The organism is Acinetobacter sp. CE-15 (genome assembly GCF_051059255.1).
GTDB lineage: Bacteria > Pseudomonadota > Gammaproteobacteria > Pseudomonadales > Moraxellaceae > Acinetobacter > Acinetobacter guillouiae.
The window spans coordinates 1,155,161-1,177,054 of record NZ_CP192737.1; the positions used below are offsets into that span (position 1 = coordinate 1,155,161).

The 21,894-nt window shown below is 41.6% G+C and carries 16 protein-coding genes; 13 read left to right on the forward strand and 3 right to left on the reverse strand.

The features are described from left to right. The first annotated feature begins 16 nt into the window (after positions 1–16). Positions 17–1,075: a 2,3-butanediol dehydrogenase gene (locus tag ACQ7EO_RS05410; protein WP_434279088.1), complete on the forward strand. Its 1,059-nt coding sequence runs from the start codon at positions 17–19 to the stop codon at positions 1,073–1,075. Between the two features lie 120 nt (positions 1,076–1,195). Here ACQ7EO_RS05410 and ACQ7EO_RS05415 read toward each other — a convergent pair whose 3' ends face one another. Beyond that, a complete protein-coding gene (locus ACQ7EO_RS05415; protein ID WP_434279089.1) occupies positions 1,196–2,653 on the reverse strand; it encodes an amino acid permease in 1,458 nt (485 codons plus the stop codon). A gap of 413 nt (positions 2,654–3,066) precedes the next feature. After that, positions 3,067–4,572 carry a PLP-dependent aminotransferase family protein gene (locus tag ACQ7EO_RS05420; RefSeq protein ID WP_434279090.1) on the reverse strand — a complete coding sequence of 502 codons (1,506 nt, stop codon included), beginning with the start codon at positions 4,570–4,572 and terminating at the stop codon, positions 3,067–3,069. 306 nt (positions 4,573–4,878) lie between these two features. Here ACQ7EO_RS05420 and ACQ7EO_RS05425 point away from each other — a divergent pair, with 306 nt between their 5' ends. The 3 genes from ACQ7EO_RS05425 to ACQ7EO_RS05435 all read left to right on the forward strand — a co-directional run bounded on the left by ACQ7EO_RS05425 (position 4,879) and on the right by ACQ7EO_RS05435 (position 9,225). After that, on the forward strand, positions 4,879–6,204 hold the full coding sequence (locus tag ACQ7EO_RS05425) for a hypothetical protein (RefSeq protein WP_419315206.1): 1,326 nt from the start codon (positions 4,879–4,881) through the stop codon (positions 6,202–6,204). A gap of 278 nt (positions 6,205–6,482) precedes the next feature. Then, positions 6,483–7,745: a 4-aminobutyrate--2-oxoglutarate transaminase gene (gene gabT / locus ACQ7EO_RS05430; RefSeq protein WP_034610616.1), complete on the forward strand. Its 1,263-nt coding sequence runs from the start codon at positions 6,483–6,485 to the stop codon at positions 7,743–7,745. Positions 7,746–7,776: 31 nt separating this feature from the next. Then, the gene (locus ACQ7EO_RS05435; protein WP_419285445.1) at positions 7,777–9,225 is read left to right on the forward strand and encodes an NAD-dependent succinate-semialdehyde dehydrogenase; all 1,449 of its coding nucleotides are present in this window, start codon (positions 7,777–7,779) and stop codon (positions 9,223–9,225) included. 167 nt (positions 9,226–9,392) lie between these two features. Here the strand turns inward: ACQ7EO_RS05435 and ACQ7EO_RS05440 are convergent, their stop codons facing one another. After that, the gene (locus ACQ7EO_RS05440; protein WP_209827401.1) at positions 9,393–10,013 is read right to left on the reverse strand and encodes a TetR/AcrR family transcriptional regulator; all 621 of its coding nucleotides are present in this window, start codon (positions 10,011–10,013) and stop codon (positions 9,393–9,395) included. A 213-nt stretch (positions 10,014–10,226) separates the two neighbouring features. Between ACQ7EO_RS05440 and ACQ7EO_RS05445 the strand changes: the two genes are divergently transcribed. From ACQ7EO_RS05445 to ACQ7EO_RS05485, 9 genes are all read left to right on the forward strand, one after another. After that, positions 10,227–12,032, forward strand: coding sequence for an ABC transporter ATP-binding protein (locus tag ACQ7EO_RS05445; RefSeq protein WP_434279091.1), 1,806 nt, complete (start codon positions 10,227–10,229; stop codon positions 12,030–12,032). Further along, the gene (locus ACQ7EO_RS05450) at positions 12,026–13,795 is read left to right on the forward strand and encodes an ABC transporter ATP-binding protein (protein WP_434279092.1); all 1,770 of its coding nucleotides are present in this window, start codon (positions 12,026–12,028) and stop codon (positions 13,793–13,795) included. The genes ACQ7EO_RS05445 and ACQ7EO_RS05450 overlap by 7 nt, the downstream gene beginning before the upstream one ends. Beyond that, on the forward strand, positions 13,795–14,739 hold the full coding sequence (locus tag ACQ7EO_RS05455; RefSeq protein ID WP_434279093.1) for an ABC transporter permease: 945 nt from the start codon (positions 13,795–13,797) through the stop codon (positions 14,737–14,739). The genes ACQ7EO_RS05450 and ACQ7EO_RS05455 overlap by 1 nt, the downstream gene beginning before the upstream one ends. Before the next feature lie 17 nt (positions 14,740–14,756). Continuing rightward, complete coding sequence (locus ACQ7EO_RS05460; protein ID WP_434279593.1) at positions 14,757–15,683, forward strand: iron chelate uptake ABC transporter family permease subunit; 927 nt, start codon at positions 14,757–14,759, stop codon at positions 15,681–15,683. Then, the gene (locus ACQ7EO_RS05465) at positions 15,680–16,450 is read left to right on the forward strand and encodes an iron ABC transporter ATP-binding protein (protein WP_056513049.1); all 771 of its coding nucleotides are present in this window, start codon (positions 15,680–15,682) and stop codon (positions 16,448–16,450) included. Before ACQ7EO_RS05460 ends, ACQ7EO_RS05465 begins: the two co-directional genes overlap by 4 nt. 6 nt (positions 16,451–16,456) lie before the next feature. After that, positions 16,457–17,431 carry a siderophore ABC transporter substrate-binding protein gene (locus ACQ7EO_RS05470; RefSeq protein WP_434279094.1) on the forward strand — a complete coding sequence of 325 codons (975 nt, stop codon included), beginning with the start codon at positions 16,457–16,459 and terminating at the stop codon, positions 17,429–17,431. 142 nt (positions 17,432–17,573) lie between these two features. Next, positions 17,574–19,802, forward strand: a complete 2,229-nt coding sequence (locus tag ACQ7EO_RS05475) for a TonB-dependent receptor (RefSeq protein WP_434279095.1) — start codon at positions 17,574–17,576, stop codon at positions 19,800–19,802. 285 nt (positions 19,803–20,087) lie between these two features. Beyond that, entirely contained in the window at positions 20,088–21,146 is a 1,059-nt protein-coding gene (locus ACQ7EO_RS05480) for an ABC transporter substrate-binding protein (protein WP_004823403.1), read from the forward strand. A 15-nt stretch (positions 21,147–21,161) separates the two neighbouring features. Continuing rightward, positions 21,162–21,872, forward strand: a complete 711-nt coding sequence (locus ACQ7EO_RS05485; protein ID WP_434279096.1) for a class II aldolase/adducin family protein — start codon at positions 21,162–21,164, stop codon at positions 21,870–21,872. Positions 21,873–21,894: the final 22 nt, after the last annotated feature.

Sequence of the window (21,894 nt, forward strand, 5' to 3'; positions counted from 1 at the left end):
AATGAGGAGTGCATCAATGAAAGCAGCTCGTTTTTATGATAAAGGGGATATCCGTATTGAGGATATTCCAGAACCACAGGTACAACCAGGAACCGTTGGAATCCAAGTCGCATGGTGTGGTATTTGTGGCACAGATTTACATGAATTTATCGATGGTCCAATTTTTATTCCTCCGTGTGGTCATCCGCACCCGATTTCGGGTGAAGCTGCACCCGTGACCATGGGGCATGAGTTTTCAGGTGTGGTGTACGCTGTAGGGGATGGCGTGGATGATATTCAGGTGGGGCAACATGTTGTGGTTGAGCCTTATATCATTGCTGATGATGTTCCGACTGGACCACATGACAATTATCACTTGTCAAAAAATATGAATTTTATTGGTCTAGGTGGTCGCGGTGGTGGGCTATCTGAAAAAATTGCGGTACAACGCCGTTGGGTACATCCCATTTCTGACCAAATTCCCTTGGATCAAGCCGCATTGATTGAACCTTTATCTGTCGGACATCATGCTTTTGTAAGAAGTGGAGCACAGTCAGGTGATATTGCCTTGGTTGGTGGAGCGGGCCCGATTGGATTGTTATTGTCTGCAATTTTAAAGGCCAAAGGCTTAACAGTCATCATTACCGAGCTCAGTGCAAAACGTAAAGAAAAAGCCTTAGAAGCAGGTGTTGCCGACTATGTGCTAGATCCATCTCAAGTGGATGTTGTGGCTGAAGTAATGAAAATCACCCAAGACCGTGGGGTAGATGTGGCTTTTGAATGCAGTAGTGTCAATAAGGTCATGGATACCCTGGTGGCAGCCATGAAACCGACGGGTGTGGTGGTGATAGTTTCAATCTGGAGTCATCCTGCAACGATTAATGTGCATAGTGTGGTGATGAAAGAGCTGGATATTCGCGGCACGATTGCCTATGTCAATGATCATCAAGAAACCATTCGCTTGGTTGAGCAAGGTAAAATTAATTTAGAACCTTTTATTACCCAAAGAATTGCTTTAGAAGATTTGGTTTCACAAGGCTTTGAAACCTTGATTCATAACAACGAATCTGCGGTCAAGATTATTGTGCATCCTTAGTAGATCGAATGCGCCTTTATTCAATGCCAATATTGAGTCAGCAAGCAAACAATGAAAATGATCTGTGAACAAATATAAATGTTGTTCACAGATCGGTTTAAGCTGATTTCTGCTGTTGTATTAAGAGTTATTGTCACTGAGCTTAACGTTGCTTTGTGAAGCCTTATTCTCTGATGCTTGATGAGCGCCCCAATTAAACTTTTGTGCACAAATCCCAAGACCTACGATAAGTAAGGCCAGTACACTGGTATATGCAACTTCTTTAAAATAAGTTCCTTCAATAACCATTGTAATTAATGCACCAATAATAAAGACAATAACCAGATAGGTCAGCCAAGGAAATAACCACATTTTAAATGGAATATGTTCACCTGCGGCTTCGAGTTTTTTACGTAACTTTAATTGTGAAAACGCAATTGCGAGATATACATAGAGGGATACTGTACCTGTTGTCAGCATGAGTACATCATAAATATTCATACTTTCAGTCGCGGTAAAATAAACGGCAACGAATGAAAACAGACTCGAAAAAATGACGCCAATCCATGGGCTGTTATTACGATTGGTCAATGCAAAGCTCTTCGGTGCATCTCCTCGTTTAGAAAGCGAATATACCATGCGAGAACAGGTGTAAAGCGCCGAGTTAAAGCAACTACATACTGAAGTTAACACCACAAAATTGACAATATGACGTGCTTCAGGAATACCCAGTGCTGTTAGGGTTACACTGTATGTGCCCCAAGTTGGATCTTTTAATAAAGGGTTGTTATGTGGAATTAAGCAAACAGTAATCAACATTGAGCCGACATAAAATAAAATGATCCGCCATACGATTGAGTTGGATGCTTTACGGATTTCTTTGGCTGGATTTTTGGTTTCAGCGGCTGCAACAGTCACAATTTCTGCGCCCATATAGGCAAACATTACACCGAGCAAGGCAGTAATGACTGAAGAAAAGCCATTTGGCATAAACCCTTCAGCTGTTAAATACGTAACACCACCGACCATTGCGGCATCGCCCCAAGGCCATATATACAAGATGGCTAAACTTCCGATCACCAAGAATAAAATAATGGCAATGACTTTGATTAAGGCAAACCAAAACTCAAATTCGCCATAGTTTTTAACATCGCGTAAATTAATCCAAACTAAACTTACAATAACAAGGAGCATATAGCCCCAAATGGGAATAAATGGAAACCAATTATTGAGAATTTTGCCTGCAACAAAGGCTTCCCATCCCATCAATAAAGTCCAAAAGGACCAATACAGCCAGCCAATTGAAAATCCAGCCCAACGACCAATGGCACGGTCTGCATAAGTTGAAAATGAACCACTGTCAGGATTCAGTACCGCCATTTCACCCAGCATACGCATGATCAGTAGAACCAATAATCCGCCAAAAGTGTAGGCAAGGATTGCAGCTGGTCCTACATCGTAGATCACATTTCCAGAGCCAACAAATAATGCACCGCCAATAACACCGGCAATCGAAATCATAGTGAGGTGGCGGGATTTAAGTCCATTTTTTAAGCCTTGTGACGAATCTAGCTTGGAAGTAGATTGATTTCCAGTCATATTATTTCCCTTAATATCAAGCATATAATTGCAGTTGAGCGCTATGCTATTTTTTAATGATCTATCCTTTGAAATGCAGCTAAATGATTAAGCACTGAATGAAGATGAGGTTAACTTTGCTCAATCGCATATTTTGTAAACAGGGGAAGGATTACCCTTTGGCGACTAAACTGTTTACATACTTTTTATGTATTCGATTAATTTGGCTTTTTTGTTATCAGGTGACGAGAGCCACTTTTTATCTATTCAAAGGAGCCAATTATTTTTAAAATGTGAAAAGGGCGAGAAAAAAATGTACAGAAAAATCAAGTTGCTCAATAAAATGAACAATATTCTATGGTTGTGCTGAGGTTTTAAAGCGGGTAAAAATGAAGTTAAACTTTAAAATGAAATTTTAATGGAGCTCTGATTTTTTAATGATTGAGCGTCGGAATACCAACATCACGTAAGCATTTCAGTAAAATACCGAAAGCGACAAAAATGGCTTGTTCATTAACACAGGCGAAACCGAGCAATAGACCTTTCTGTTGAGTAGAGTATTGTTTTGTATAGTATTGTGACAGTGCTCTGACTTTTACCCCTTGATCAAGCGCGTTCGATGCAATCAAGACATCATCACTGTGACTTGGTAATTTTAAAATAAGGTGTAAACCTGCTGCTGTATTGTATTCATGTAGGAAATCTTGACCTAAATGACGGTAAATTAAATCAATTAAAAATGCATGGCGTTTGCTATAAAGTAAACGCATACGTCGAATATGTGCGCCATAATGCCCCTCACGAATAAACTCAGCCAATACTTTTTGATCGATTAGATGTCCACCTCGATAGAGCTCTGCTGAGACGATGCGTAATGGTGAAAACAGTTTTTTGGGCACGACCAAATAACCAATACGTAGCGCTGGATAAATGGTTTTACTGAATGTTCCCATGTAAATGACGGGGGAATCTGGTTCTAAGCCTTGTAAAGAGGGATAGGGTTGTCCTGAAAATCTGAACTCACTGTCATAATCATCTTCAACAATCCAGCATTGATGTTGACGTGCAAACGCGATCAGCTGTTTTCTGCGTTCAAGACTTAGATGTGAACCCAATGGATACTGGTGAGATGGCGTAACGAAGATCAGCTTAGGCGGGCATTGAGGATGAAGGTCTGGAATAATCCCATCTTGGTCAACTGGCAGTGAACGTAAATTAATCCCATTAATGCGTAGAATATTGCGGGCTCCCCAATAAGCCGGGTCTTCGATCCAAACTTCATCACCGATATCAGTCAAGGTCCGCGAAACTAAATCAATAGCTTGGTGGGTACCTTCGGTAATGATGATTTGGTCTGCATCACATTGAACTGAACGCGCAATTTTGAGGTATTCCGCGAGTTCCTGACGTAGCTCCAAACTGCCACCAGCATTGCTATAAATTAATTGATTAATTTCTGGTTCACGGCTTAAACGGGTCTGAATTCGGCTAAAAATATGATGCGGAAATTCAGTTACATCAGGTTCGCCTGGTACAAATGCCCCCCATTGATAGGGTGATGCAGCGGAATAGCCGATTAAGTAAGAACCACGTTGAGATAAGCTGTAACTTTGCTGAGATTTTTTTTCTTGAATGGGCTGATGGGGATTTTCTGCTTTAACTAAAAAAGATTCAGGTAATTCGTCTGCGACCCAAGTCCCTTGTCCAGTACGGGCATTTACATAACCTTGTGCTTGTAATTGTTCATACGCGCTTAACACGGTATTGCGAGAAACTTTAATTTCTTTTGCCAAGTCACGCGATGCAGGTAAACGGGTTTTAGGTGCCAATACACCATCGATTATGGCATTGCGTAAGCAGCGAAATAGCCGTAACTGCAAGGTTCCATCGATATCTTGCTGCAATCGTTGTAGTAAATAATCTCCAAGCAAGCTACGCAATTGGCTCTCTCCTACAAATTGAAAATGGCTCTCGTGGGCACACTGTCAACACGTGCAAAATGATCTAGTCAGACCATGATTGTTTAAAAAATTGCTTCATCTCTGGCTGAAAAATAGCAACCCGTAAATGGCAGAAAAAATATACACAGATCTGACTAAAAGCCCAAGCAAAAAAATCAAGCTTATTTTTTAGCTCAGATTGTGCTGCTAAAACTTAGGGAATCGTAAATATCAACAAGGCTACATCATTTTTAGTTTTTTGCAGTCGCGAGGAAATGCGTCTACATACAAAAATAGGATCATATAATGAACAGGATAGTGAGCGATTTTACACATAAGCAACAAGGGGCAATTACTTGGAATAATGATCTTCAGCCATCTGCATATTTTGATGCACTTAGCGAAGATCAATTTAGCAAAAAGAGAGGCATGCTGAACTGCCAGAAGTGGAGTCTAAGGCCTGATATTCCAGTAAAATTGATTTTGTTGGTTACGCTGCTCAGCGTAATGACGGTATCTACGGCTATTTATGCTGAGGATCTTTCTTGGGGAAATGCTGATACGGCATTGGGGAAACTGACGGTGTCAGGGTGGGTACGTGCGAATTACCAAGATAAAGATTATTCGGACAGTGACCATAAATTAAAATTTAATGCTGCGAAACTCGATTTAAAATATGATGCCAAGACCTTGTTTGGTGGCGTGGAATATCGCTGCTATCAAAATGATACCTTGTGTGATTTTTCAACTTTGGTCAATGCCAATCTTGGTTATAAGTTAAGTGATACGAGCAGGATTAGGCTTGGACTACAGGATATGCCTTTTGGTATAGGTCGTTTCTGGACCAGTAGTTGGTACGGGAGTTTATTGGACAATGCCGGTTTAGAAGATGTGCATAATTTAGGAATCAATTGGCAGCAGCAACTCAGCACCAATACTGTTTTGGACTTGGCTTATTTTGCTCGTGATGGTGGAAGTTTTGCAGGAGGTGGTGGAGATTCAGCGCGTTATGCAGCCAATTATGTTGAGCCTGAAAATACAACGACAGAGAATATCGAAGAAAAAAATATGTGGGTTGCACGGATTAATCAGAAAATTCACTTCGATGATTATCCTGTTCAATTGAATGTGGGGGGATCGTATTGGTATTCGGATTTGGAAAATAATAGCAATGGACAAACGGGTCATCGTCATGCATGGAATGTTTTTGGTCGCTTAAATTACCAAAAGGCGAATTTAACCTTGACCGCTGGGCAGAATCGTAGTGATACCAAGTCATTAAACGCTACAGACTATACGACGGTTGGTTCATTTGAATCTAAATATCTTGTTGCCAACAAAAGCAACTACTATGTAGCGAATATTGATTATCATATCAATGATTTTTATAGAAATTATGATATTACCCCTTATTATAGCTATACCGTGTTTGATAAAAATAAGTCAGATTTTGCCACATCAACCCGGCAAATCCTCGGTGCACATATGGACATAAAGCAATTTTCATTAGCAGCAGAATATATCGTGGGAAAAAATGATGTATTTATTGGTGGTGATGCCAATTCTCTAGCAAAAGGTGATGCATCAGGGCAGAGTAAACTCCTTAATTTACTGTTTATTTATAGTTTTTAGTTTTTCGGATAACTTAAACAATGGCACCCTTTTAAAAGGTGCCATTTTTTTATCAGCTAATTTTAAAGCCAAGATTTATCCGTATTTATTGAATTTTAATTTTTTAAAAAATAGAGCAAGTGTATACATTGGCTCTCTCGCACTTAATTAAAGTGGCTCTCGTTTCATACCCATAAAAGCGCACAATAAGACAAATCAACATGTCATTTGCATATCATCAATTGGGTGATATGGATGCTGAAATTTTATCATGTATGAATCAAGATCGAGGATATAAAATGGACAGTAAACATTCTGCTTTGAATACGCGTAAACAGCAGGCAACACCTCGAGGAGTTGGTGTCATGTGTCAATGGTATGCGGAGAAAGCAGAAAATGCGACAATTTGGGATCTTGAAGGCAATCAATTTATCGATTTTGCTGGTGGAATTGCGGTACTAAACACAGGTCATCGTCATCCTAAAATTATTGCTGCTGTTACTGAACAATTAACAAAATTTACCCATACAGCATATCAAGTTGTACCTTATGAAAGTTATGTATCTCTTGCTGAGCGTATTAATCAACGTGCCCCGATAGATGGTCCTGCAAAAACTTCATTCTTTTCTACGGGCGCAGAAGCTGTAGAAAATGCAGTAAAAATTGCCCGTTCATATACACGTCGCCACGGTATTGTAACTTTTGGAAATGGATTCCATGGTCGCTCATTTATGACCATGGCAATGACAGGTAAAACAGCACCTTATAAACGTGATTTCGGTGTGATGCCTGGAGGCGTTTTCCATGCGCGTTATCCAGTAGCATCGAAAGGCATTACGATAGATGACGCAATTCAAAGCATCGAAGATATTTTTGCTGAAGATATTGCTGCACATGATGTGGCTGCAATTGTACTTGAACCTGTGCAAGGAGAAGGTGGCTTCAATGTGGCCCCAGCGGAATTCTTAACGCGTTTACGTGCACTATGTGACTTGCATGGTATTTTGCTGATCGCAGATGAGGTTCAGTCTGGTTTTGCACGGACAGGCAAATTATTTGCTATGAATTACTATGAAACTAAAGCTGACCTCATCACTATGGCAAAAAGCTTAGGTGGTGGTTTCCCTATCTCAGGTGTAGTTGGACGTGCTGATGTGATGGATGCACCGAATCCTGGCGGGTTAGGCGGTACTTATGCGGGCAGTCCAATTGCGGTTGCTGCAGCACATGCAGTTATTGATGTTATTGAAAGTGAAGGTCTATGTGATCGCGCCAATGTATTGGGTGCTGAGTTGGTTTCAGTATTAAATACAATTAAGGCCACCACCAGCATTGTTACCGATATTCGCGCTTTGGGTTCAATGGTTGCAATTGAACTAGAAACAGCTGAACAAGCAAAAGCAATACAGACGCATGCAATGGAAAATGGCTTACTGATTTTAACTTGTGGCCGCAATGGTAATGTCATTCGTTTCTTATACCCATTAACGATTCCAACAGCGCAATTTAAAGATGGTCTCGCTATTTTAAAACAAGGGTTTGCTACGCTGGTTGCAGCATAACTGATTGCATCATAAGAAATGGGGGATTGAAATGCTTCAAGATCATTTGAAATATTTACTACAGCATGCAGATGTTCACTTTGAACCACCGTTAAATGATGGCTACATCGAAGTGAGTGATGCTGCAACTCATGTGCCATTAGCATGGGTGAAAGCATCTGATCGTCAGGCGGTCGAACAAGCAATTAGCCGTTCACAAGCTGCACAAAGAATGTGGAAAGCAAAAACAGCCTTGCAGCGTGCGGATGTGTTGTGGGCGTGGTACAACTTGATTTTGCAAAATCAGGAGCAACTCGCACAAATCTTGACCGCAGAGCAAGGTAAGCCTTTGTTGGAAGCACGTGGTGAAATTACTTATGCGGCTTCATTTATTCGCTGGTTTGCCGAACAGGCGCGTCGTATTGATGGTGAGGTGCTGACCCCAACACAGCCAAATCAGCGTTTGCTGGTTATTAAACAAGCGATTGGGGTAACAGCTGCGATTACGCCATGGAATTTCCCTGCAGCGATGATTACCCGTAAAGCTGCGCCTGCCATTGCTGCGGGTTGTTCGATGCTGGTTAAACCTGCGGAGCAAACGCCATTAACGGCATATGCTTTAGAAGTCTTGGCAGTACAAGCGGGTTTGCCACAAGATGTATTGCTTCATATCAGTGGTGATGCAATTGAAGTCGGTAAAACACTGTGTGAAAGTGATACTGTTAAAAAGCTGAGTTTTACGGGTTCAACTCAAGTAGGCCGTATTTTAATGCAACAGTGTGCGCCAACAATCAAAAAATTATCACTGGAGCTTGGTGGCAACGCACCAGTATTGGTTTTTGATGATGCCAATCTGGAACAAGCCGTACAAGGCATTATGCTGAGTAAATTCCGTAATAGTGGTCAGACCTGTGTTTGCGCGAATCGTATCTATGTACAAGATGGCATTTACGATGCATTGGCTGAAAAATTGACAGCTGCTGTGGCGAACTTAAAAGTTGGCGATGGTCGTCAAGAAGGCTCAACTCAAGGCCCTTTAATTGATGAAGATGCTGTTGCTAAAGTGCAATCACATATTGCAGATGCAATAAGTAAAGGGGCACAGATTAAAATTGGCGGAAAACGTTCAAGTTTAGGCGGAACTTTCTTTGAGCCGACGGTGTTAACTGAGGTGACTCAAAACATGCACGTTGCAAAGCAAGAAACCTTCGGTCCTTTGGCTGCATTATTTCGTTTTAGCAATGAAGAACAAGCTGTGGCAATGGCAAATGATACGGAGTTTGGACTGGCGACTTATGTATTTACACAGAGTTCAGCACGTCAATGGCGTGTAGGTGAAGCATTGGAATATGGCATGGTTGGTATTAATACTGGTGCTATTTCAAATGAAGTTGCGCCATTTGGTGGAATTAAACAATCTGGTTTAGGGCGTGAAGGTTCTAAATTTGGTATTGATGAATATCTCGAAATGAAATATCTATGTGTGGATTTATCTGCATAAATACGTTCTTTTCATCATGCTTTATACTTTTTTAAAAATCAGTCTTGCCCATTCAAGACTGATTTTTTTAATTTAGGGAAAATTTAATTTGTAGCTTCGCCATTACGCAATGAGCTTAGCGAATCAGCTGTTAAAGACAGCCTGAATCTATAAAGTTTGATATCTGGTTATTTTAAATCATCTCTTTCATTGATCATGGTTAATGCCCCAATGATTAATGCTTCCATACTCTGGATAAATTCCGCCTCCATTTCTGCTTCTTCAGCGGCACGTTGGGTGTCTTTAATCGGTTCTTTACCCGCCACAGAATAAATCGTATCTGCAACCGCGATACAGTGAAATGCAATGGTTGCATTTAACCAGCCCGCCTGCTTTTCAGAAAGAGAATAAGCCGCCGCAACTTGATGATGATGTTTTTCAATTTTGGCAATCATTGAAGGTGTAGATGCCATGCGACGAATTAAATAGGGGGTAAAACCAGGGTTGGACTTCACCAGTTCCCGAATTGAATGCATAAATTCAAACAGATATTGTTTTAATGGAATCGGATTTTTTTCTAAAGGCTGCGGTATTTCCCAACGAATAAAAATTTCTTCTGCAATCAAATATTTAAGGTCTTCTAAACTGGCAATATGTTTGTATAACGCCATATGACTGACCCCAAGTGCAGCTGCAACGCCAACAAATGTAAGGTTCAATAAACCGATCTCAATCCCAGCATTCATGATGCGTTCATGGGTGATGGTACGTGGGCGACCGCGAGAAGACGGTTTGCTCAGAGAAGACATATTTATTCCGTAAAAATTAATTTTTTAATGTTGCCATGTGAATGGATGAGGGTCAAATCATTTACTTTGCTTAATTAGTTTACTACAATGCAACTAAATCTATTGATATTAATTCTCATTATTGTTTGATGGCATATCTAGCGAAGTTTTAGGCAGAATCAACTGACCAAAAGCGAATGGATATGAACGATCAGACACAGGATTTTTACTGTTATGTGTGCAAGTCATGTAAAAGAAGTTCAGGCTCAGTATTCAAATCCATTGAATTTTATATTGCATCCAATTCGGCTCAAGTTAATTTTGGCTTCGGTCATAGCAGCGGTTGGTTCAATGCTCACCTTGGTGCCTTTGATCGCGATTACATGGGTGATCAGTACTATATTTACCGAAGTAACCACACTTGGTGGATCACAACAGGGTGACGATAAAATCCTATGGATGATGTTACTCAGTATCGGGTGTTTGTTGCTCGGCATGCTTTTGTTGACCGTCAGTGAATTAATCGCGCATTTGGCGGATCATGAAATTACTGGGCAATTACAAAGCAATATAACCCAGCATTTGACCCAAGTTCCTCTAGGCTGGTTTACAGGCAGAAGTTCGGGAGAAGTTAAACAAATCATGCAGGATGACATTGGTCTACTGCATAGTTTAACTGCACATTTTTATCCCGCTGTTGGACGTGCATTCGGCACAATTAGTGTTGCTGTAATTTTTCTATTGATGATGGATTGGCGCATGGCAATTTTAGCATTGTTGCCATTTTTAGGCTTTGTCATATTTTTACGCAAGGCCATGCGTGCCAGTGAAAATAATATTCAGCAATTTGCCACTCAGCTCGGTCAGATCAATAGTGCCGCTGTTGAATTTATCCATGCGATACCCGTCGTCAAAACCTTTGGCAAAAGTGGTCAGGCTTCACAGGGCTATCAGCAGGCTGTTCATTCCTTTGCAGATGCTTTTCGAATATTTACTCGTCCCTTAGTCAAATCTATGGCGCATGCCCATGCGATGATTTCACCGATCACCATATTAGGTGTTGTACTGCTGAGTGGAACACTATTGATTTCTTTGGGTTGGCTTAAACCCATAAATTTACTGCCTTTTATGTTGATTACACCAACCATCTGTGCCCCCGTTTTATTATTGCATACCTTATTACATGATCTACAGGCTAGTCAGGCTGCCGCACAGCGAATTTTGGCATTATTGGACACACCAGTATTGCCAATGGCTAAAGGGAATCCACAATTACAGATTAAAGACAGCAGTATTGATTTTCATCAAGTCAGCTATGGCTATACAGCGCAGCATCAAGTGCTATCGGATCTTAATTTTTCACTTAAGTCTGGAACCATCACTGCAATTGTCGGTCCATCGGGTGCAGGGAAGTCAACCATTGCTCAGCTGTTGCTTCGCTTTTTTGATCCTGTTGCAGGAAAGATCATGCTTGGTGGCGTAGATCTACGCGATATTCAAACCACCACACTTTATCAACAGATCGGATTTGTTTTGCAGGATACTCGTCTCATTCATGCCAGTGTACGTGACAATATTGCTCTCGGACGTCCAAACGCCAACCAACAAGAAATAGAACACGCAGCAAAGGCGGCAAATATTCATGATCGAATTATGGCGTTGCCGCAGGGCTATCAATCTATTGTGGGGAAAGATGCCCAGTTGTCAGGAGGGGAACGACAAAGGATCAGTATTGCCAGAGCAATTTTACTGGACCCACCGATATTGGTGCTGGACGAGGCCACAGCTGCTGCTGATATTGAAAATGAAATTGCAATTCAGGATGCACTTTCAAAATTTGCCCAAGGTCGGACCCTTTTAGTTATTGCACATCGTTTAGATACCATTATGAATGCTGACCAAATTCTTGTCCTTGATCAAGGAAAAATTGTTGAACAGGGTACCCATGAGGCGTTGTTCGCTCAGCAAGGTTTATATCACCAATTATGGTCCTATACCGAAAAGCATGTTCATACGCAAATGGGAGAAGCATCATGCTAAAAACCTTTTCTCAATTGCTGGGTGATGATGTCACTATTCTTCACCGTTATCTGGCGATGGCAGTTGTATATGCTGTGTTTTGTGGCCTGAGCCTGATCATGTTGGCGTTGATTTTGTCTCAATTGATGCTTGCTAATCTTGATCAAATGGCGCTTTGGCTGATCTTATTATTTTTTGCAATCATTCTGTGTTGGTGTCTTCGCCGCGTAGTGGAGCAAATGGGAATTGCGGTTGGTATTGCTGTTTTAGAAAATGCCCGTCTGCGTTTGGGGCATCATGCCGCAAGTCTACCAGTCGGTTGGTTTACCCAACAAAATACCACCCAATTCAATCATCTTGTCACTCAAGGCATGATGTCGGTTGCACAATTACCAGCACACGTTTTTACCCCTGTGATTAGCAGTGTGATCACGCCTTTGGTCATTGTCATCGCATTGTTATGTATACATGGTGTGTTCGGCTTGATTGCACTGGTTGCGCTTCCGTTGATTGTGCTGGTCTTTCGATTGACCAGTAAAATTGCTCGTTTTACAGATGAGCGATACCAACTGAGTTTTGCTGAAACAAGCCAACGTATGGTGGAGTTTGCGCAAGCTCAATCCGTTTTACGTGCTTTTAATGGTGAAGGTCGTAGCACCCGATTTATTCATCAAGCTGTAGACCAGCAACGACATTTCGGTTTAAAGCTTATTTTAATGTCGTCCTTATCTGCGGTATTGAATAGTTGGGCCATTCAAATTGTGTTTGCGCTATTTTTGATTGTTACGGTGTTTTGGCTAAACATCCACAGCGCAAATCAGCTCTTATTGGCAGACATTGTTAACATTACCGTTTCACTGCTCCTCGTTTGTCGATTTATTGACACCTTGCTTGAGGTTGCAAGCTATAGCGAAGTATTGCGTAGTGCAGGCAGTCAACTTGAAGCCATACAACAGATTTTTAACGCCAAAGCATTAGCACAAGTTGAGATTTCTACAAGCCCCAATGATGCATCGATTGAATTTAAAAATGTTCAATTCCGTTATGCAGAGGATGAGCCTGATGTCTTAAAGGGGGTGGATTTATATATCCCTTCAGGCAGTATGATGGCGCTGATTGGTGCTTCTGGTTCTGGAAAAACCACTTTAGCCAAGCTCGTTGCTCGTTTTTTTGATGTCAATCAAGGGCAAGTGCTGTTAGGTGGGGTGGATGTCAAGCAATTACGTTATGAACAACTGACTACACAGATCAGTCAAATCTTCCAAGACAACTATTTGTTTTCGGGCTCGATTGCTCAGAATATTCGTATGGGTAAAGCCAATGCAACCGATGATCAGGTGATGCAGGCAGTCCAGCAAGCGGGCATCACAGAAATGCTGGCGCGCCTTCCTGATGGTCTTGAAAGCATGGTGGGAGAGGGTGGTGTACGACTATCAGGCGGTGAACGACAACGGATTACCATTGCACGCGCGTTGATTAAAGACGCACCTATTCTTTTGGTGGATGAAGCAACTGCTGCTTTAGATGCAGAAAATCAGGCGATTATTTGTGAATTGCTGAATCGCTTACGGGGTCAAAAAACAATATTGGTGATCGCACATCAACTCTCGACAATTGCTGCCGCAGATCACATCGCGGTATTGGAAAAAGGCCGAGTGATTGAGCAGGGAACACCTGCACAATTACGCTTGTTGCATGGACATTATGCCCGTTATTTAGCGCAGGGGCAGGCGGTTAAAGGATGGCGACTAGGCAAAAATGTACAGGTCGGAGAGCATGCCTAATGCCTGTCGTTTTATTGTTGCTGTTTGGTATGTTGTGCATCGCATCCTTACTGCTGGGTGCTCAGCAAATCGCATGGTCAGATTTATTTTCTGCATCGAGTGATGCATGGCTCACCCTTAGTGCAAGTCGGATTCCACGTTTGATCACGATTGTATTAACGGGTGTGGGTTTGTCAGTGTGTGGCGTGATCTTACAGCATATTGTCCGAAATCGTTTTGTTGAACCGGGAACAACTGGGAGTTTGGATGCCGCCAAGCTTGGAATTTTAGTGTCATTAACCCTCATTCCAGCCGCAAGTGTACTCAGTAAAATGCTGTTTGCGATGCTTTTTTGTTTTCTTGCCAGTCTGATTTATATCGCCATCATTCGCCGTATCCAATTTAGGAATACCGTTTTAGTGCCCGTGATTGGTTTGATGTATGGCGGCATATTGAGTGCATTGGCAGAGTTCTATGCTTATCGCAATAATATTTTGCAGAGTATGCAAGGTTGGCTGATGGGGGACTTTTCAAGAGTCATTCAAGGCCACTATGAAATGATTTATATCATCTTGCCCATCGTGGTACTGAGCTATGTTTTTGCTCATCGCTTTACGGTACTGGGGATGGGTGAGGAAATGGCCTCAAGTCTGGGGCTAGGCTATGCAAGGATGGCTACAATTGGCTTGTTGCTGGTTGCAATCACTGTTGCAGCAACGGTGATTACCGTTGGTGCTATTCCTTTTGTAGGATTGGTGGTTCCCAATCTAGTTGCCTTGATGTATGGCGAAAACTTGGCAAAAACCTTACCCATTGTGGCTTTGGCAGGTGCTTCTTTACTGCTGGTCTGTGACCTTATCGGACGTTCTGTACTTTATCCCTTTGAAGTGCCTATCGGTTTAACTGCTGGTGGTGTCGGTGGGGTTTTATTCCTCATGTTAATTCTGAGGGGGCTTCGATCGTGACAAAGTTGAAGCTATCGATGCTGGTATTCAGCGTAATGGTGCTGGCGGTATTGTTTGTTTTTCTAAATGCAGGATTTGATTTTGCTTATGTCATTCCGCAACGGCTGGTTCGGCTCGCCACCATCGTGCTTGGCGGAATATGTGTTGCATTTTCTTCGATTATCTTTCAGACCATCGTCGGCAATCGTATTTTAACCCCATCCATCATGGGCTATGAAGCCGTCTATTTGTTATGGCAGGTCATGTTGCTGTTTTTTCTTGGCACTTCTGGATTGTCATGGCTGGGTTTAAATGGAAATTTCTTTGTTTCAATCTTGCTGATGCTGTTTTATTCGTGGGCAATGCACCGTTGGTTGCTGACCCGAGTGCGCAATGATGTCTTTCAACTGCTGTTATTTGGCTTAGTACTCACTATGGTGATTAGTACCGTCACTCAGTTTATCCAGCTCAAAATAAGCCCCGGTGAGTTTTCAGTATTTCAAGGACTCAGCTATGCCTCATTTAATCGTTCTCAACCTGAAACATTAATTTATGCAGTGGTGACGGTTGTTATGGTTCTTGGGTTACTGAGAAAAAAATATGCTGTTTTGGATGTGATGGTGCTCGGTCGTGAACAGGCAATTTCATTGGGGATTGATCATCATCAATACGTCAAATTTTATCTTGCCTTGATTGCCGTCTTGGTTGCAATTTCAACCAGCTTGATTGGCCCTACCGCATTTATGGGGGTGTTTATTGCCAATATTGCTTATGCACTCGCCAGAACACATCAACATAAATTTACCTTAGCCATCGGTTGTGTTGTGGCGATTGCCATATTTATTATCGCTCAGATTTTAGTTGAGCATGTTTTTAATTATAAAACGACAGTCAGTATTTTAGTCAATTTGGTATGTGGTGTGTACTTTCTTGTACTGACAGTTCGTGCCAGAGGTGTTTCATGATTAGGGTGCGTAATATCCATAAATCCTATGGGGGAAAAAGTGTGCTTTCGGATGTCAATATTGAATTTCCTGAAAAGCAGGTGACTTCACTCATTGGTCCAAACGGGGCGGGTAAATCAACATTATTGATGATGCTGGCGAATTTATCGAGCCCTGATCAAGGTCAAATTTTATTTCAGCAGAAAGATATTACCCAGATCCGAACGGCTGAATATGCCAAATATGTTGCAACCTTACGACAGTCTCCAAGCTTTAACTTACGCATGAGCGTAGAAGAACTGGTGTCATTTGGGCGTTTCCCTTATAGCGGTGGTGCTTTGACTGCAAACGATCATCAGGTGATTGATGAGGCGATTCAATTTCTAAATTTAGAAGCATTACGTAAAGCCTATATCGATGAACTGAGTGGAGGCCAACGGCAGATGGCTTTTCTGGCGATGACCATTGCTCAGCAGACTGAGGTGCTTTTATTGGACGAGCCTTTAAATAACCTTGATATGAAACATGCTGTTCAGATCATGCATGCATTACGTCGTTTATGTGATGAACAGGGGCGTACCGTGATTCTGGTGATTCATGACATCAATTTTGCAGCGAATTATTCTGACCATATTGTTGCATTGAAGAATGGCAAACTGCGTTTTAGTGGTCCAGTCAAACAGGTGATTACTGCGCAACAATTAGATGATTTGTATGAACTTGATTTTGAAATTACCTACAGTGAACAAGGCTGTATGTGCAACTACTTCAACTCAACAGGAGCTTGAATACACATGAAATGGAAAAATAACGGCTGGACTCTGGCACTGAGCATGATAGCCGCAATCAGCTTATCGGGATGTGACAAAAAACCTGCTGCTGATGCGAACCAAGGCGCTCAAAAATTAGCAACCCCGATCATGGTTAAACATGAACTAGGAACCACCAGCATTGCCTATCATCCTCAACGTGCTGCGGTATTGGATATGAATGAAGCTGATTTTCTTGATCAACTGAGTATTCCTATTGCGGGTATGCCCAAAGATTATGTACCGCATTTTTTGCAAAAGTATAAAGATGATCAAAAGGTTCAAGATCTAGGTGCGATTGTTCAACCCAATATGGAACGGATTTACACACTCAAACCAGACATCATCTTAATGACGCCACTGCAAGCAAATCAGTATCAAGCGTTGAGTAAAATTGCTCCAACTGTGCACTATGACATCAATTTCAATAACAGTCAGCAGCATCACATTGAGGCGATTAAAGCGCATTTGATCACTTTAGGCCAGATCTTTAATCAACAGCAATTGGCGACACAAAAAGTAGATGCATTGGATGCCAAATTAGCAGAAGTACGAAAAATAACTGCAAATCGTCCTGAAAAAGCTTTGGTGGTCTTACATAACAATGGTGCCTTTAGCAACTTTGGGGTTCAGTCACGTTATGGCTTTGTATTTAATGCATTCGGGGTAAAACCAGCCAGTACAGTGGTAGATACAAGTTTGCATGGTCAACCGATTTCTAGTGAATTTATCAAACAGGCTGATCCCGATATTTTGTATATCGTCGATCGTACAGCCGTCATGGAACATCGTCCGACGATTGATGCTGAGCGGGTGAGTAATCCTTTATTACGCCAAACCAAAGCATGGAAAAATGGCAAAGTGGTTTTTGTTGATGCAGATGCTTGGTACATCACTGCGGCAAGCCCAACCTCCATGCATATTTTAATTGATGATGTCATCAAGGGGTATCAGCTATGAATTAGGTCTTTACACGATAAATTTATAGCCAGATAAGCTCTAGCCAAAGCACCCATACCGTGAACAAGTGACTACAGCATACTTTTCAATAAAAAAGTGTGATAGGGAAACTTGTGCTTAAAAAATGAAAGGAAATTTGTATATGAAATATGGTCGTCCACTTTTTCAGCATGCTTTGAAATCACAGTGTCGAGATTCAAGCCCGCAATTTAAACTGAAAAACTTGATTTCCGCTCAACTGTTGTTGGGTTTCGGATTAACTTTGGTGATTCCGATCTCAACAATTCATGCGCAAACACCTGATCTGCCATCATCAGATCACGAGGGATTGCAAAATTTACCCACCATCCATGTACAAGCTGTGAATGAAAAAAACAGTGTTTTAGCGGGGCAGATTTCTTCGCAAAATAAGTTGGGTTTTTTAGGTGAGAAAGGCTTTTTAGAAACGCCATTTAATAGCATTGGCTATACAGACCAATATATTGAAAATCAACAGGCAAAAGATATTACCGATGTCATTGCTAAAACCGACCCTTCGGTATTTACCAATGGCGCCAGTGGCGGCTGGAGTGAAAACTACTATATTCGTGGCTTTGCTTCGAGTACAAGTGATATGTCAATGAATGGTATGTTTGGCATCACACCTTTTTATCGAACTTCTCCCGAAATGTTTGAACGAATCGAGGTCCTCAAAGGACCTACAGCATTACTCAATGGGATGCCGCCAGCAGGATCTGTGGGGGGCATGGTCAATTTAGTCAGCAAGCGTGCAGGCGATGATCCATTGCAACGTTTTACCGCGACCTATATGTCTGATTCACAGTTTGGTGGTCATCTCGATATCGGCAGACGTTTCGGTCAAAATAAAGATTTTGGTGTACGTTTAAATACAGTATATCGTGATGGAACAGGGGCAATTAAAGACCAAGATAAAAAAACAGCCTTAGTTTCTTTAGGTCTGGATTGGCGTGGCGAACGTGCACGTATTTCAGCAGACCTCTATACAGCTGAGGATCGAGTAGATGGTGTCAACCGTGGGATTAATTTACTCTCAGGGGTTGCGATTCCTAAACCACCAAAACCAGACACACTATTAAATCCAGACTGGTCTTTTGTTGAAACCAAAGATAAGGGCGCTATGCTTCGTGGCGAATATGACTTGAGTGATCGAGTTATGGCCTATGCCACTTATGGACAAAGTAAAACTGATTATAAATATAATGGTGCCATGTCAGCGACCGTGCTCGACAGTCAAGGCAGGCTTGAAACCAAGATTGGTCAGTTGGCTTTTGACCTTGAAAAGAAATCAGCTGATCTGGGCATAAAAGGAAAATTTGATACAGGATCTATTGGTCACCAATGGGTTGTCAATGCAACGTATTACCAACATGATCAAAATGACTATGGGGTAAGAAATGTGGCTGGGGCTGAATGGATCACCAATCTTTATCATCCAGTTTGGGGAAATCCAGTTCGCTTTAATGCGCCACATATTTCTAAAACAGCATCTCGTTTAAACAGTTATGGGATTGCGGACACCTTATCTTTTGCTCAAGATCAAGTCCAATTGACCTTGGGTGTACGACAACAGAATGTGCTGAGTGAAGCTTTTAATATTGTTACAGGCAGTCGGACATCACGTTATGATGAAAGTGCCACCACACCTGGGGCTGCGATATTGTTTAAAGCCACAGAGCATATTTCCTTATATGCAAACTATATTGAAGGCTTAAGCCAAGGCTCAACTGCACCGTATACTGCAGCAAATGCGGGCGAAGTTTTTGCACCTTTTAAAACAAAACAAAAAGAGCTTGGGGTTAAAGTAGACTTGGGTAAATTCTCAAATACTTTGAGTCTGTTTGAAATTGAAAAACCAAGTAGCTATACCGATCCCATCAGCAATGTTTTTACTGCTGATGGCGAGCAGCGCAATAGAGGAATTGAATGGAGCTTCTTTGGAGCACCTATTGCGAATCTTCGTGTAATCGGTGGTGTTGCCTATATTGATCCTGAATTAACCAAAACTGCAGGTGGTAAAAATCAAGGCAATACTGCGACTGGGGTTGCCAAGCAACAGGCGAAATTAGGCATGGAGTGGGATATTTCGATGTTGCAGGGTTTAACCTTGACTGGAAATGTCACAGCAGTTTCAAAGCAATATATCAATCAGGAAAATACACTACATGCTTCTGGACGAACACTGTTTGATGTTGGGGCGAGATACAAGACCAATGTTTCAAGTTTTCCACTGAGCTTAGCTGCGAGTATCAATAACGTGACCAATAAGGCCTATTGGGGCATGCCACAATTGTCCAGTTTAGCCTTGGGCGCACCTCGAACTTATATGCTGTCGGCTTCTATCGATTTTTAATTTAAGCGATACAGCACTATATTTTTATATGGTGCTGTATGTTGATTCAATGAGGGACTTTAAATCTGTTCAATCAAAAATAAAGCGGATGAGGGGAGTGTCTCAGGGCAGGCTTGCTTAAAGCGCTGTTGATAAAACAACACTAAATCTAAAACAAGTGATGAAATCTAAACATTTATTAAAATTATATTTTGCATAAGGCATTGAAAATTATAAAAATAAATATTGGCATAAAAGCTGCTCAATACAAGTGATATGAAATTGGAAGTATCTTAAGGAATACCTATGTCACTTGTCGTCGATAAAAAAGAAAATTCTAAAGAATTTGTAAAAAGTACTTTATCTGAAATTTGGGTCACACGATGTCCAGTACCCACTGCAACAGGAATCTCATTAAAGCGCGGCACCTTAGTCGAAAAATTTGAGCGACATGGTATTGATGTTGCGGTATTGCAAGATGCACGTAAAGGCTTGTCTGTGCATCATTTTGATCATCAGCTTCCGGCTTTATTCCGTGAGGGTGGCAATGTACCTGCTTTGGCTGCACGTTCAGAAGGTGCCCCAAGTCGTCTGATTGGATTAACTTGGATTGATGAATGGCAAGTGATTATTGTTCGACCTGATTCAGCAATTCGTCAACCTGAAGACTTAAAAAATGCCAAAGTGGCTTTACCTGAATATGCCGATAAACGTGCAGGCAGTATTTTTAGAGCCATGTCATTGCAAGGTATTCGAGGGGCTTTACAACTTGCAAATTTAAGTTTTCGTGATGTTGATTTTATTGAAGTTCCTGAGCGAGCTGAATCGAAACAAGATCGTGATGCCAGTGCCTATTGGTCAGGCCTTGATGCCTTGATTACAGGTGAGGTGGATGCCGTGTATGTCAAAGGGGCATCGGCTGTTGAGGCTGCCACCAAACGTGGTTTAAAAGTCGGTATCGATTTAGATCAATTTGCAGATGTGACTTCACGTGTGAACAACGGGACACCTCGTCCTATCACGGTACATGAAGATTTATTGGAACATCACTTTGATGTCGTCGTGGATTTTCTGGAAGAGCTGTTTGATACCGCAGACTGGGCAGAAGATCATTTAGATGAAGTGCTGGTTATTCTACAAGATGAAACCATTGCGGGTGCTGAAAGTGTGGCTACAGCGTATCGTAATAATTTCCATAAATCTTTACATCCTTCATTAAGTGAAGAACGCCTTGAGCTTTTAAAACAACAAAAAGATTTTCTTTGGTTACATGGCTTCCTTGAAAAAGACGTAGATCTTGATACATGGGTCGATCATCGCCCATTACTCGAAGTTTTAAAGCGTCGCCAAAATAAACAACGTTAAAACAGGATATTTATCATGACTACACTGATTCAATCGCCACTTTCCCCTGAACTCAATGATTTTATTGAACGCAACCGTGAAAAAGCTGAATTTGCATTTGAGGTGTTCCGTGAGACGAGCACAATCACTGCCAATGGCACGGTCAATTTTGTTGAACGCGCCCCTGAGAATACCTTGGTGACCTTTAACTATGCAGGTCCTTGGTCACGAGATAAAAAAAGCAAAGTACTGGTAGAGAAACTTGATGGTGAAGTTTTATTGGGACGAAAAGGTGCTGGTGGCCGTTATAACAAACTGTTTCGTGAACACGCAGATGTCACCACAATCTCTCATGTACATGCACCGAATTTAGGTGCTTGGGCCCAAACACACCGAACCCTACCGATTCGATATGTGCCTGTTCAGCGTTTTCATTTATTTAATGAATTACCGATTTATATCGATCGCCGTCAGGCAGAAGTCGATTTCATTTTAGATCAACTCAAGATTGATATTGAGCATCGGGCTATTTTGGAAGCCAATGGCGGTGCCACAGTTTGGGGACGTCAAGGTCTACAGGAAACTGCTGAATTTATTTTATTGCTTGAAGAAGGTGCTCAAATTCAACTGTTAGCAGAATTGGTTGGAGGAAGTCGTGAATATGGGCAAGGGGTGTTACAGCAACAGTGGAAAATGAGCGGATTGACTGAAAAAGCCAAATCACTGGGATTACTTCCACTCCATTAGAAACATGATTTAAAACAAATAT

What these genes read in the sequence shown, in the direction of transcription:
- ACQ7EO_RS05410 (WP_434279088.1), top strand. Translation starts at nt 17, where the DNA reads ATGAAAGCAGCTCGTTTTTATGATAAAGGGGATATCCGTATTGAGGAT.
- ACQ7EO_RS05415 (WP_434279089.1), bottom strand. Translation starts at nt 2,653, where the DNA reads ATGACTGGAAATCAATCTACTTCCAAGCTAGATTCGTCACAAGGCTTA.
- ACQ7EO_RS05425 (WP_419315206.1), top strand. Translation starts at nt 4,879, where the DNA reads ATGAACAGGATAGTGAGCGATTTTACACATAAGCAACAAGGGGCAATT.
- gabT (WP_034610616.1), top strand. Translation starts at nt 6,483, where the DNA reads ATGGACAGTAAACATTCTGCTTTGAATACGCGTAAACAGCAGGCAACA.
- ACQ7EO_RS05435 (WP_419285445.1), top strand. Translation starts at nt 7,777, where the DNA reads ATGCTTCAAGATCATTTGAAATATTTACTACAGCATGCAGATGTTCAC.
- ACQ7EO_RS05440 (WP_209827401.1), bottom strand. Translation starts at nt 10,013, where the DNA reads ATGTCTTCTCTGAGCAAACCGTCTTCTCGCGGTCGCCCACGTACCATC.
- ACQ7EO_RS05445 (WP_434279091.1), top strand. Translation starts at nt 10,227, where the DNA reads ATGTGTGCAAGTCATGTAAAAGAAGTTCAGGCTCAGTATTCAAATCCA.
- ACQ7EO_RS05450 (WP_434279092.1), top strand. Translation starts at nt 12,026, where the DNA reads ATGCTAAAAACCTTTTCTCAATTGCTGGGTGATGATGTCACTATTCTT.
- ACQ7EO_RS05455 (WP_434279093.1), top strand. Translation starts at nt 13,795, where the DNA reads ATGCCTGTCGTTTTATTGTTGCTGTTTGGTATGTTGTGCATCGCATCC.
- ACQ7EO_RS05460 (WP_434279593.1), top strand. Translation starts at nt 14,757, where the DNA reads ATGCTGGTATTCAGCGTAATGGTGCTGGCGGTATTGTTTGTTTTTCTA.
- ACQ7EO_RS05465 (WP_056513049.1), top strand. Translation starts at nt 15,680, where the DNA reads ATGATTAGGGTGCGTAATATCCATAAATCCTATGGGGGAAAAAGTGTG.
- ACQ7EO_RS05470 (WP_434279094.1), top strand. Translation starts at nt 16,457, where the DNA reads ATGAAATGGAAAAATAACGGCTGGACTCTGGCACTGAGCATGATAGCC.
- ACQ7EO_RS05475 (WP_434279095.1), top strand. Translation starts at nt 17,574, where the DNA reads ATGAAATATGGTCGTCCACTTTTTCAGCATGCTTTGAAATCACAGTGT.
- ACQ7EO_RS05480 (WP_004823403.1), top strand. Translation starts at nt 20,088, where the DNA reads ATGTCACTTGTCGTCGATAAAAAAGAAAATTCTAAAGAATTTGTAAAA.
- ACQ7EO_RS05485 (WP_434279096.1), top strand. Translation starts at nt 21,162, where the DNA reads ATGACTACACTGATTCAATCGCCACTTTCCCCTGAACTCAATGATTTT.